General features: G+C 40.7%; 7 protein-coding genes and 2 pseudogenes. 4 read left to right on the top strand and 5 right to left on the bottom strand.

Going from position 1 to position 12,851, the window contains the following annotated elements; translation table 11 throughout:
• Window positions 1–299: 299 nt before the first annotated feature.
• Window positions 300–1,411 (bottom strand): annotated as a pseudogene (locus tag FD723_RS05205) (IS630 family transposase).
• A 359-nt stretch (window positions 1,412–1,770) separates the two neighbouring features.
• On the opposite strand from FD723_RS05205, the gene FD723_RS05200 reads away from it, so the two are divergent.
• On the top strand, window positions 1,771–2,025 hold the full coding sequence (locus tag FD723_RS05200; protein WP_179064379.1) for a hypothetical protein: 255 nt from the start codon (window positions 1,771–1,773) through the stop codon (window positions 2,023–2,025).
• Window positions 2,026–2,288: 263 nt separating this feature from the next.
• Here the strand turns inward: FD723_RS05200 and FD723_RS05195 are convergent, their stop codons facing one another.
• The 3 genes from FD723_RS05195 to FD723_RS05185 form a co-directional block, all read right to left on the bottom strand.
• Window positions 2,289–3,536: a relaxase/mobilization nuclease domain-containing protein gene (locus FD723_RS05195; protein ID WP_179069036.1), complete on the bottom strand. Its 1,248-nt coding sequence runs from the start codon at window positions 3,534–3,536 to the stop codon at window positions 2,289–2,291.
• Between the two features lie 203 nt (window positions 3,537–3,739).
• Window positions 3,740–4,024 (bottom strand): relaxase/mobilization nuclease domain-containing protein, encoded by a 285-nt coding sequence (locus FD723_RS05190; RefSeq protein ID WP_256875065.1) that lies wholly within the window; start codon window positions 4,022–4,024, stop codon window positions 3,740–3,742.
• Between the two features lie 41 nt (window positions 4,025–4,065).
• The gene (locus tag FD723_RS05185) at window positions 4,066–4,500 is read right to left on the bottom strand and encodes a MobB protein (protein ID WP_256875064.1); all 435 of its coding nucleotides are present in this window, start codon (window positions 4,498–4,500) and stop codon (window positions 4,066–4,068) included.
• 851 nt (window positions 4,501–5,351) lie between these two features.
• Here FD723_RS05185 and FD723_RS05180 point away from each other — a divergent pair.
• A complete protein-coding gene (locus FD723_RS05180) occupies window positions 5,352–5,930 on the top strand; it encodes a hypothetical protein (RefSeq protein WP_179064378.1) in 579 nt (192 codons plus the stop codon).
• A 26-nt stretch (window positions 5,931–5,956) separates the two neighbouring features.
• On the opposite strand, the pseudogene FD723_RS05175 reads toward FD723_RS05180, so the two are convergent.
• Window positions 5,957–6,070, bottom strand: a pseudogene (locus FD723_RS05175) (IS5/IS1182 family transposase); the annotation flags it as partial.
• 119 nt (window positions 6,071–6,189) lie between these two features.
• On the opposite strand from FD723_RS05175, the gene FD723_RS05170 reads away from it, so the two are divergent.
• Window positions 6,190–12,198, top strand: a complete 6,009-nt coding sequence (locus tag FD723_RS05170; RefSeq protein WP_179064377.1) for an AAA family ATPase — start codon at window positions 6,190–6,192, stop codon at window positions 12,196–12,198.
• On the top strand, window positions 12,195–12,824 hold the full coding sequence (locus FD723_RS05165; RefSeq protein ID WP_179064376.1) for a response regulator transcription factor: 630 nt from the start codon (window positions 12,195–12,197) through the stop codon (window positions 12,822–12,824). Before FD723_RS05170 ends, FD723_RS05165 begins: the two co-directional genes overlap by 4 nt.
• Window positions 12,825–12,851: the final 27 nt, after the last annotated feature.

Below are 12,851 nucleotides of genomic sequence, written 5' to 3'. Positions count from 1 at the left end.
TCGCCTGGGCAACTGTCTTTATTGTGAGAGTTATGTTGTCAAAATTATATTTTAGCAGATATTGCAGAACTGCAAAAATACAAAATAATGTAAAATTGTTATGTTACTTTCAACCTTTATGACAAAACAAGAGTTATATCAAAAGAAAGTAAAATTATAGAATTAGCTAACTAATTTTGAAACAAAATCTAACTTTTGATTATGTGCATAGATGAAACGATAGCATCTGATATTAAAGAAGCTGTAGCTAGAGTCTCTTGCTATTTAGATGATTTTGGCAGTCATAAGCTGTTGTGCATTTAAATTGTGATAACAGCATCGCCTTTATTTTTGAGTTTTCGTCCCCATTTAATAATTAACTCTCCTTCATTTAAAAGTTGATGTAATAAATATTCTAGGTCTTCAATTGATTGAAATAGCCGATTAGCAATATATTCTTTTGTCGAGTGCCAGACCAATTCAATTAAGTTATAATCTGGGCTATATTCCGGGAGAAACTCTAAATGAATATTCGGCATTTCTGTTTCAATTTTATTAATATACTCTTGCTTTTTGTGAAAACTTGCATTATCAAGAATAATAACTATTTTTGCTCCCTTCTCCGCAAAATCTTTAGCTTGATTACCAGCTTCTACCCAATCGAAAACTATTTCTTCATAAAAGATTTTTAGGACTTTGTAAAAATTGTCTGCATTCCCTTTATCAATAAATTCTACAAATCTTTTCTTATCTGAATACCTTAATCCTCCCATCACATTAATTCTCCCTTTTCTTCTGTCTCCTCTCACGTTTTTAGAGTGACCTTTTTTACACCATGATTTTCTTCTTATCACCCTTAAACTAAAGCCACTCTCATCCCAAAACCATACCTGTAATCGTTCTGGATGCTCTTTCTCTATTCTTAAATACTCTGCTATTTTCTGTTTAAATGCTTTTCTTTTTTCTAGATTCCTCTTGGACTCTAAGCTATATTTTGTCCAGAGGTAGACGTACTTTTTTTCTCTAATATCCTCCTTACTTGAGAACCACTTAATTGTATGCCTGTGAGTTGCTCTAAATATGTTGCTAATCTCTGCGCTGTCCATCTGCCAAACTCGTATCCTAATTCTTCTGGTTCTTTATCTATAGTTTCTAGTAATATTTCTATATACTTATCTGTGGCTTTTTTATGGTTTCCCTTCATCCTCTCATCTTTTAGGCTTTCTAGATTCTCTGGGTCTCCATGTACACACCAATATGATACTTTATTTAAAGAACAACCCAAAAATTCTGCTATGTTAGCTTGTGTTTTCCCGTCATTAAGCAACAAGAGAATTAGTATTCTTTCTCTTATTTCTCCATTTTCTTCCAGTTTTAAAGCTTTTTGTAGTTTCTCTATCTGCTGAGAAGTTAAATGATTTTTTGCTGGCATTATTCCATTTTTTGACTGAATTCAGTTTTTTATTATACCCAATTTAAATGCTGAACAGCTTATTAGCCACTTAGATTTTTCAATTGAAAATTTAGAAGATTTAAAAGAAGAATTTGCAGAAGGAACTGATAAAGATTCAATCGATACTTATTTGTACATTGCATTACATCATCCCGAATAAAATCTACTAAAAATCGACTAGAAGAAGATATTGAAATTATTAAAAGTTACTTAACTTATTTTATTGAATCTTCTAGTAAAATACCTGAATTTACTTACGATTATGAAAAAAATAAAATCAAAAATAGATAAAAATCAGTTTAAGGGAATTCTTCTTAATAAAAGATAAAATAAAAGTTATGCCTAAAAAAGATGTCTGGGTAGTATTTGGTCACTTTCTAGATTTAAATTACTATTATGTATCAAATACTGAATGGACTTTTGAAATAGAAGAAGCTTGCTTATTTAAAACCAAGGAATTAGCCGAAAGCACAATAGATAGGCTAAAAACTTATGAGAAAAAGAATCTAGACTTTCACGGAATCAACCCAGATAGCTTGTCTGTTGAACGCACCTGGCTTGAAGTTAGCGAATTTCTGCATTTTACGGTTTAATTCATCTCTAACAAATACGAGCGCAAAAAGTTGTACTTTTGATGCTAAGACACCAATAGACAAAACAATTTTTTATGCCCCACAAATCCACAAATAGCTGCCCCAAAATTCACATCCAGCTAGACAAAGAACCCGGATTGCTAAACGAAATTTTTAAAACCTAAACTGTTTAGTTTGCACTTGGTGACAACTTCGCCAACAGTGTCTTTGCCAGTCCTACCCCTAATTTTGAGTAGATTAAACTCTCTCTATCTACAGATTTACTATTGCTCAATACCTCTTTGCGATCGCTGTTGATTGATTAATGCTTGTTGGGTAAAGAAACGCAAACTTTCAATCTGCTCAATTTCGTTTGTTGTTAGTCGAGTTGGTATCTCTTCGTACCAGGTTCCCTGACTGTAGCAGGTTTGCATCACAGGAGTACTGTCCTCATGACGGCAAACACTCAGAGTATTGCTATCTAAGCTGGCACTCAATTCCCGTCCTTTGATACGGAAGTTATTGGTAACAAGCATATAGTCAGTAATTATAAAAGGCAGATGTTTGAGAGTAGAAGCCAGAAGGGTAACAGAAGCAGGAATAAGGGAAGATTGCTCTTCCAGGATTTGTTGAGTAGTAAGACCCTTTTCTTCTGAAATATCCTGTTGTGGGTGCTGTTTCTTTGGATGCGGCTGAACTTTTTTCTTGGTCTTATTTGCTTCCGAAGTGGGGTTATATTCTAATTTTGGTTGTACTATCGAAATCTCACTGGGATAATTACTGTTTAGTGTATATATAGTAACAAATTTTTTAGAGTTACAATCGGTATCGCCATTACTATCACTTGTACTGCTGTTAGTAGGTTTATCACTATGTAAGTAATCATTATTACTTAATATTTTGCTATTTATGCGAGCAATTGCTTTGGCTTTAGCTTGTTGAATTACTTCTTTATCTTTATCTGGGTCGTACATGATTCCATATTCAGACCGCAGTTTGTTCCAGCTATAAGGTTTGTATACTTGATAACCAGCAATTTTTACATAATTATGAGTGTAGGTAAAGCCTAGTAGTTCTTCCCCCTGCATCTTAGGCAATACTCCAATGTTATTTTCCTCCAGGCGTTGAATAAACGTAGAGACGGTGGGACTATCCTTAATGGCTTCTCCTATTGCTTGGAGAATAATTTCCTTACTTGTTGGGGTTTTGTGCTTACTGTTGACTGCTCTAATACTTTTTGATCGGTTGGGACTGGTGAGTGTAATTATTCCGTACTCTTGCTCTAACCTAGAGGCGACGGCTTCATTTGTTGTTGGTGTTACTTCCAATCCTAGTTCCGCCGCGATGCGTCTAGTTGAGACTTGGGAGTTGAAATAATCATAGGAATCATTAACTAAACTGCCATCTAACCGAATTCGGGAGGCGATTATATGCAGGTGTTCGTGGTCGCGATCGCGGTGGCGTACTGCAACGAACTGACTTGTAGCTGCTACAGATGATTCTTCCTTGGGTAAGTAACCTGAGTTCGGGATAAGAAATCCTCAAAAGCCTTGAATTATCGTTGTTCGGTCTAAAGCTCTGTTTTCATCTATTGTCAATAACACATATTGCTGAGATTAGTTTCATTTGTGAACCTTATTGACAAAATGATTCCACTTTTATCCCTGCTTTGATCAATTCCAGTTTTATTCAATCCTGACAGAATAAGCTTTTTAGCTTCTGGCTTAACCCGAACTCAGGTTAAGTATCCCATATCTTTGAGATATTCTCTTGCTACATAACTGTACTGACTGTTGGATAAATGCTCATGATAGTTAGAGCGGTGTGCTATCGAGATAATGAGGTGGGCACACTGGCGCTTAACTGCTTTTTTGGTGTACTTGATGTTGAGAAACTGCTGGTTAAATTCATCTGGGTTTGTTCCCATCATATTAGTATCGACAATCGCAGCACCATCTTTCCCCAAGACATACTTGAGCGTGTCGAGAAAATTCGGTTTTTTATAAATGACGGGAATCAAATTGAGGGAGTTTAAAGTGGATATATAGAACCTGTAATGCCTTATTTATCTAGGCTTGAGGGTGATTTGTCTGGAACGTCTAGGTTAAATGCAGCTGCGATGGTCTGATCTACGAGTGCGATCGCATTATTGACAGTATCCAAAATTTGCTGGTTGTTTGTTTCCTTTGCTAAGTGAGATAACATCATCAGTTCGCTTTTGAGGTTTCCAGCAGTAGCGCGGATAGTTATCAAGTCGGCAGATGGTTTTGCCGTTAGTACCCGCCTTAACCCACAGGAACGTAAATATTCAGATGCAGTTACCCCTGTGGCGATCGCTTTTTCCTCAATGGTAGTTTTCTCTTCCTCAAAGAGGTATACCTTGATGGATTTGGTTCGCTTTATGGAGTTACTTACCATACCTTCTTTCACTGCGGGACTGAGTGGAATAGTTAGAGACTGCACTGAGGGACTTGGGGATAACCAGAAATCTGACAACAGTATGTGGTTTCAATTGCGAACAATATTGCTGCTATTTTTGGTATAAACTATACTGCATTTAAATGCCGACAGTGAGAGTACTGTAACTATTGTGATATAAATACCATGAGGTTAATATCTTGTGGTTCATCTTGTAACTGACACTGAAGCCCTAAACCTTATTGTTAATTCTGCAATTGCTGGGATGTAGTGATTGTAGGGATTATATGGCTATGTCGCCAGCGTGCGAACCGACAGGTCGGCGCTTCTGGAGCAGACGCTCCGTGAACGCTATTGCATAGTAAATACTATCCATCATCAGCATGGATTAAATTATACGTAATTACAATTATTTTTAGGTATTATTTTTTCAATCTGTTTATTTATCAGACACTATATGTAGTGTAAATGTCGAATTATATGCTACAAGACCAGGACGATTAGTATTAAATGCACTGTCAATTAATCTAGTTTATTGATAAAAATCTAGTGATAAAATGACCCCATTAGACATACCTTGTTTTAGTTACAGAAATGTACAGAGATAGCAATAGTCTGTTGTGGAGTGCAACTGTAGTAAATCAGATACAGAGCGGATTGTGGGGTTCTATCTTAAGTTGATTAACTTCGACGAATGCTGAAATAATTGGGTTAATTTGCCCTCAGAATACCTCAATTATGGGGATTGTTAGAGTTTATTTTTCAGTTAATTATTTATTTTGATTGACAAAAATCAAACCCAATTTCACTTAATTGGGGTAGTTCGGAGTAAATACGGGGGTGAGTTCTACCACCGTATGGTTAAAGTAAGAGTATTGACAAATAGCTTACTGAGAAGCTTGATTTGCACGTTATATAGAAGAGAAGCTATGGCAAGAGCGAGTAAGCCAGCTGATTCGGTTGAGTTGGCGCGTATCATGCGGAATAAAGATATGGAGGACGGTATAGTAATTAGCTATCTCCAGTCAAAGAAGCGAGGGCAAACTGAGTTAGTATGTGAGGCGCTGCGGGCGTATTACCTACCATTTGCGCTATCTGCTGCGGGGGTATCTGGTGTTGAATTGCAGTCAGCCCTTCATGATGCGATCGCGCAACTTGAAGTTCAGATCATTAAGATGAAACGGACGTTTGGGATGGAGGGGTTGCCCCAGATAGTTCTTGTTAATCCTCATAGTGGAGTTTTCTCGCAAGGTGCAACTGGGTTACAACCAACAATTGGAACTAACGGAGTAGGAATAACTCCTATTTCAGCTAATTCGGTTCCCCCTTCAGTTTCTTTTTTTGATTCCACTGGGCCAAGTCCTGTGTCGTTACCTGTTGCGACAGAACCAGCCGGATCAAATGTTTTGGGAGAAGATTCCGAAGATGATGGGTTTTTGAATGATGACGAGGATGATCCAATTGCTAAGGCAGAAATAGAAGTTGATGCAGGATTTCGTCTGGAGTGAGGGGATTATTAGGGCATGTTTTAAAACTAGAGCCGCAGGATGATAGAAGCGAGTGTTAGCATTGCAAGATAGTTATCAGCTTTTTTGTCATGCCGTGTAGCAATGCGACGAAATTGATTTAAACGGTTGAAACATCTCTCGTCGACCTGATTACTTTGGCGATAATAGGTAGATTGACTTCTCAAAGTAGAACTTGAATAATAAGCATTAATTCTATTTGGGTTTGCGGTTCTTTCTATGCTTTGACAAGGTGATAAGAATGATTACGCTACCTGACGTTGTGGTTGATGCTCAGATATACTCCAGCAAGAATTCTGTGGTGTATCGTGGAATCAAGCTGTCAGATCGCACGCCTGTTATTCTCAAAGTTCTCAAACAGGATTATCCTACGGCATCGGAACTCACCCGCTACAGGCAGGAATATGAAATTACGCGATCGCTTAACTTAGAAGGCGCGATCAAGGCATATAGTCAGCAGGAATATCAGCGCACACTCATTATTCTTTTAGAAGATTTCGGTGGAGAGTCTCTGGAGAGATGGATACAGCAGCGTCCAGATTTCTGCCCTATGCCCTTATCAACTTTTCTATCCCTAGCCATTAAACTCACAGGTATTCTGGGCAGAATTCATGCTGCTGGTGTCATTCATAAAGATATCAACCCTAGCAATATTGTCTTCAATCTAGATACTGGGGTCGTTAAATTTATTGATTTCGGAATTGCTACTCGATTTAACCGTACCAATCCAACCTTCAAAAACCCTCATGTTTTAGAAGGCACTCTTGCCTATGTATCTCCAGAGCAAACCGGACGCATGAACCGTTTGCTTGATTATCGTACTGATTTTTACTCCCTTGGCGTAACGTTCTACGAACTGCTCACTGGACAGTTACCGTTTGCCACAACAGACATTCTTGAACTTGTCCATTGTCATCTTGCCAAATCACCTATTCCGCCTCATGAACTGAAGGCAACGATTCCTAAAGCAGTTTCAGATATCGTTTTGAAACTAATGGCAAAGAATGCGGAGGATCGCTATCAGAGTGCTTGGGGTATCAAAGCAGATTTAGAAATTTGTGCTGACCAATTAAAAAAAATCGGGCAAATTAATAGTATTCAACTGGGTCTATTAGATGTTTGGGATCAGTTTCAAATTCCCCAAAAACTATATGGACGGGATCGGGAAGTTGCAATGTTACTAGCGGCTTTTGAGCGCGTTGCGTGTCCGTTGGCGCAGCCTCCCGCAGGGAAGGACAGTCGCGTTGCTTCAGAAAATCTTGTACAACAAACTTCAGAGCAGAAACTAACAGACAATCAAACCTTCAAAGTCGAAATGATGCTGGTTTCTGGCTATGCTGGAATTGGAAAATCAGCATTAGTGCAGGAACTTTATAAACCAATCACCGCAAAGCGCGGCTATTTTATTTGGGGTAAATTCGATCAATTTGGGCGTAATATTCCCTATAGCGCGATCGCAAATGCCCTGCAAAAATTGGTACAACAATTGCTCGGGGAACCAGATGAGCAACTTCAACAATGGCGATCGCGCTTGCTCACAGCGTTGGGCAACAACGGACAACTCATAATTGATGTCATTCCAGAGATTGAGTTAATTATTGGCAAGCAGCCACCCGTACCGGAAGTTGGGGCAACAGAAGCTCAAAATCGCTTCAATCGAGTCTTTGGGCAGTTCATTCGGGTGTTTTGTTCAGAGTCACACCCGCTTGTGATCTTTTTAGATGATTTGCAATGGATAGACTCAGCAACGCTGAAGTTAATCGAGCTGATGTTGCTTGATGAACAAACCCAATTCCTATTTTTAATTGGAGCCTATCGAGATAATGAGGTAAATCCAACTCATCCGTTGATGTTAACGCTCTTAAGACTGCGAAAACAAGGGGCAGTGCTTCAGGAAATCATCTTAGCACCATTAACGCTTAAGCCGTTGAATCAGTTGATTGCCGAGACGCTACATCAGAATGCAGACATCGTTTGTCCCTTAGCTGAGTTAGTTTTGCGTAAAACCGAAGGCAATCCTTTCTTTGTCGGTGAATTTTTGAGAATGCTGCATAGCGAAAATCTACTAACCTTTGATGCACAACACTTATGCTGGGAATGGAACATTGCTGATATTCAAGCCCAGGATATTACCGATAATGTAGTGGAGTTGCTACTGATCCAGTTAAATAAATTACCAGAAAAGACACAGCAAATTCTCCAGTTAGCAGCTTGTATTGGTGCTGAATTTAATTTAAATACGTTAGCGATCGTTTGCGAACAATCTCAAGAAGCAATTTCTCTAGATTTACTAGTAGCCATTCAAGCTGGATTAATTCAACCTATATCTGAATTAGACGAAAACCTATTAGTTCAAGAATATAAGTTTTTGCACGATCGCGTTCAGCAAGCAGCATACACCTTAATCCATGAGTCGCAAAAACTTGGGGTACATCTGCAAATCGGTCGCAATTTACTCGAAAAGACTTCGCCACAGCAGCTAGCAGAGCGGTTGTTTGAAATTGTTGACCAGCTGAATTATGGAACCGAGTTAATCACTGAGCACTCTGAACGGAATGAGATTGCCAAACTGAATTTGCAAGCAGGTCAAAAAGCGTTGGCAGCGACGGCTTATGAAGCAGCTTTCAAGTATTTCAATGCAGGGCTTAAACTCCTTGATGTGGAAAGTTGGCAGAGTAACTATAACCTGACTTTGGCATTGCATTCGGAGGCAGCAGAGGCAGCATACCTTAGTGGTCACTTTGACGAAATGGAGCGGCTTGTAGAAGAAGTGGTCAACCGTGCGAGGACGGCGCTCGATAAAGTGAAAGCTTACGATAGCAGAATTCAAGCATGGCTGTCGCAGGGAGACCCTAAAGAAGCACTTAAAACTGGCTTGGAAGTGCTGCAACTTTTGGGAATTAGTTTAGTAGAAGCTCCAAATCAGTTAGACGTTCAAGCAGCATTAGAGGAAACAGCTTCACAATTCGCTGGGCGGGAAATCGAAGATTTGATCGATCTGCCAGAGATGACTGAACCTGTGCCACTGGCAGCAATCCACATTTTAGTCAGCACAGTGGGTGCGGCTTTTAATGTGTCACCCACTTTGATGGTGCTGATTGTGTGCAAGATGGTGAATTTATCGATCGCCAATGGAAACGCTATCTGGTCGCTTCTCGGTTATGCTGCCTATGGCATGATGCTATGTGGAGTTCTACAAGACATTGAACTGGGCTATCGATTTGGCAAACTATCCTTAAATTTAGCGAAAAGATTAAGTAATAAGAAAGGTAACTGCAAAGCATTGCTGATGGTGAATTTTCATATCATTCACTGGAAAGATCACCTGAAAGAGACGTTCCCTAGTTTAACTGAGGCTTATCAAAGCGGTATAGAAAGTGGAGAGTTTGAATTTGCCAGTTATTGTGCATTCAGCCTATGTTATTACCCCTTTTTTGCAGGACAAGAACTCACAGAACTGGAACAACAAACAGCGATTTATCGTAAAGCCACCAATCAAATTAGACGAGAGACTGCTTCCATTTGGCTAGCAATGTTGCAGCAAACAATCCTTAACCTGCGAGGTCAATCTGAAAATCCAAGTCGCTTAGTGGGTTGTATCTATGACGAAGAGCAAGCACTATCACGGGCGATCGCTGTCAAGGATGGAACTAGCATTCACTACTTTTACTTAAATAAGCTGATTTTATGCTATCTGTTCGGGGAGTATAAGCAAGCTGCAAAAACGGCTACTTTGGCAGAACAGTATTTAGGCGCAGCCACAGCAATAATCTCTGTACCTCTATTTCATTTCTATGACTCACTAATATTTCTGAGCTTGTTAGCGGATGCTTCAAACTCTGAAAAAGCAGCTTGGTTGAATCGCGTTAACGCCAACCAGGAAAAAATGCAGAAATGGGCACACCATGCCCCCATGAATTTTTTGCATAAATTTCAGTTAGTTGAGGCAGAGAAAGCACGAGTTTTGGGTCAGTTTTTTGAGGCAGAGGAGTTTTACGAACAAGCAATTTTTGGTGCTAAAGAAAACGAGTACCTTCAAGAAGAAGCTTTAGGCTATGAGTTAGCTGCAAAACATTACTTGGCTCGTGGTCGAGAAAGGTTTGCTCAACTCTATATGAAGGAAGCCCATTACTGCTATAAGCGGTGGGGAGCAACCGCAAAAGCCAAAGATTTAGAGACTCGCTATCCCCAGTTTTTTCCTCAATCGCTGAATGTGGCTAGCGCACTAGTTCATACCACTACTGGAACTACTTCTAATAGCTCAGATATCGCTTTAGACTTAGCGGCGGTGATGAAAGCATCTCAAGCCATCTCTCGTGAAATTGAACTGGATCAGTTACTCAATTCTTTGATGCAGATATTAATTGAGAATGCTGGCGCACAAACTGGATGCTTGATTTTGGAAAACGCAGGAGAATGGGCGATTGAAGCTGCTTGTGAACTCAATGGTGATGCGAATCTTTGTGCTACACAAGTACTGCAATCGATTTCAATGGTAAATCGCTTACCCGAATCCATCATTAATTATGTGATTCGGACTCATGAATCTGCGATCTTAAATGATGCAACTCGTGAAGGTAATTTCATCAATGAGCCATATATTCAGCAGAACCAAACGAAATCACTTCTTTGTTTGCCGTTGTTGAATCAAAGTAAACTTGTTGGTGTGCTGTATCTGGAAAATCGATTAGTAACTGGAGCATTTACAGCAGAACGCTTACAACTTCTAAGTCTACTATCAACTCAGGCAGCCATTGCGATCGAAAATGCCAAACTCTATTCAAAGCTACGCACTAGCGAAAGTCAGATGGCTCAATTTCTAGAAGCGGTTCCGGTAGGAATTGGAATAGTGGATGCGACTGGTCGCCCCTGCTACGCCAATCAACGGGGAATTCAGTTAATGGGCAAAAAGATCGATCCTTTGGTAGCACCGGAGCAAATCGCAGAGGTTTATCAACTTTATGTGGCGGGAACGGATCGGATATATCCAACTGAGCAACTGCCAATCATCCGGGCGTTGAGTGGCGAACGTACCAAAACTGACGACGTAGAAATTCATCAAAATAACGCAACCATTCCAGTTGAGGCATGGGGAACTCCAGTATTTGACGAACAGGGCAATGTGGTTTATGCGATCGTCACCTTTCAAGACATCACAGAGCGGAAACAAGCAGAACACCTCTTAGCCAATTACAACCGCACCTTAGAGCAACAGGTAGCAGAGCGGACGGCAGCTTTACAACAAAGCCAAGCAGAACTGCGCGAACGAGAACAGGAATTACGAGTGATTACAGACGCTCTACCTGTTTGTATCACATATATAGATGCCGACCAGCGTTATCGGTTTGCCAACCGCACTTATGAGGAATGGTTTCAGTGTAGTCGAGGTGAGATTCTGGGCAAGCATATTTGCGAAAACTTGGGTGAGGCGGCTTATCAAGTTGTACAACCGTACATCGATCAAGCACTGGCAGGGCAAATCACAACCTATGAAGCAGACATTCCCTGTGTGTTTGGCAAGAAATATATCAGTAATTCTCTCATCCCTGATTTCGATGACAATGGTCAAGTCAAAGGATACTATGGTCTGATTACAGATATCAGCGATCGCAAACGTGCCGAAGAAGCCTCAATTTTAGAGGAACGCAACCGTATGGCACGCGAAATCCATGACACTCTCGCGCAAGCCTTTACCGGGATTCTGGTTCATATAGGAACCGTTTCTCGATTAGTGGCAACCAACCCCCAAGCAATTCAAACACATATTAATACCGTGCGAGATTTGGCTCGCACCGGGCTGACAGAAGCTCGACGTTCCGTTGCAGCACTGCGTCCCCAATCCTTAGAAGACGGCAATCTCTGGACGGCACTGCAACGATTTGTAGCTACAATGCAATCTTCAACCGAAACCAGCCTGATTTGTGATATTATCGGCACGCCCTATACGTTACCGCCTGAAACAGATAATAATCTGCTGAGAATTGCACAGGAAGCATTTACAAATTCAATTAGATATGCTAATGCAAATGAAATTCGGATTGAATTAGTTTATGAACCAACGCAATTCTGCTTACGAATTAAAGACAATGGACAAGGATTTGAAGCCAATCATACAACCCTAAATCGGGGGTTTGGCTTACTGGGGATTACCGAACGAGCGGAACGTATTGGGGCACAACTCTCAATTGAGAGCCGACTGGGACAGGGAACAGAAACGATCGTATCTGTACATCGGGAGGCATCAGCATGAGTCCGTCTACAGCAATCCGCGTTTTGATTGTTGACGATCACTCAATCGTCCGGCAAGGACTGGCCGCGATGATTGAGAATGAGCCGGATATGACGGTGGTGGGTCAAGCGGGCAATGGGCAGGAAGCGATCGCTCAATATCGACAACTCCAGCCTGATGTCACCTTGATCGACTTACGGATGCCCCAGGTAAGCGGCGTTGAGGCGATCGTCACCATCTGTGCTGAATTCGCCCATGCCCGGATGATTGTACTGACCACTTATGACGGAGACGAAGATATTTATCGAGCATTACGCGCCGGAGCCAAAGGCTATCTGCTCAAAGACGCTGAACCGGATGCACTCCTGAATGCGATTCATATTGTTCACAGTGGGCAACAATATATCCCTTCCGAAGTCGCTGCCAAACTGGTGCAACGGATGAACATTCCAGAGTTGAGCGATCGAGAACAAGAGGTTGTTCGTCAGATGGTGCTTGGCTTGAGTAATCACGATATTGCTGCGGCTTTGAATATTACTGAAAGTACTGTCAAATTTCACATCAACAAAATTTTGAGCAAATTAGGTGTGAGCGATCGCACTCAAGCGGTGATTACTGCACTGAAGCGGGGACTCGCCAAGTTGTGAAAATAATGAGAACTGAACTTAAGTTCG

The organism is Nostoc sp. C052 (assembly GCF_013393905.1).
In the GTDB taxonomy this organism is placed as follows: Bacteria; Cyanobacteriota; Cyanobacteriia; order Cyanobacteriales; family Nostocaceae; genus Nostoc.
Note: the sequence above shows the minus strand (reverse complement) of the source record. Positions and strands in the feature narration are given on the sequence as shown.

Excerpts from the sequence above, each read along its gene's own strand:
- FD723_RS05200 (WP_179064379.1), top strand. The coding sequence starts at position 1,771 with ATGCCTAAAAAAGATGTCTGGGTAGTATTTGGTCACTTTCTAGATTTA.
- FD723_RS05180 (WP_179064378.1), top strand. The coding sequence starts at position 5,352 with ATGGCAAGAGCGAGTAAGCCAGCTGATTCGGTTGAGTTGGCGCGTATC.
- FD723_RS05170 (WP_179064377.1), top strand. The coding sequence starts at position 6,190 with ATGATTACGCTACCTGACGTTGTGGTTGATGCTCAGATATACTCCAGC.
- FD723_RS05165 (WP_179064376.1), top strand. The coding sequence starts at position 12,195 with ATGAGTCCGTCTACAGCAATCCGCGTTTTGATTGTTGACGATCACTCA.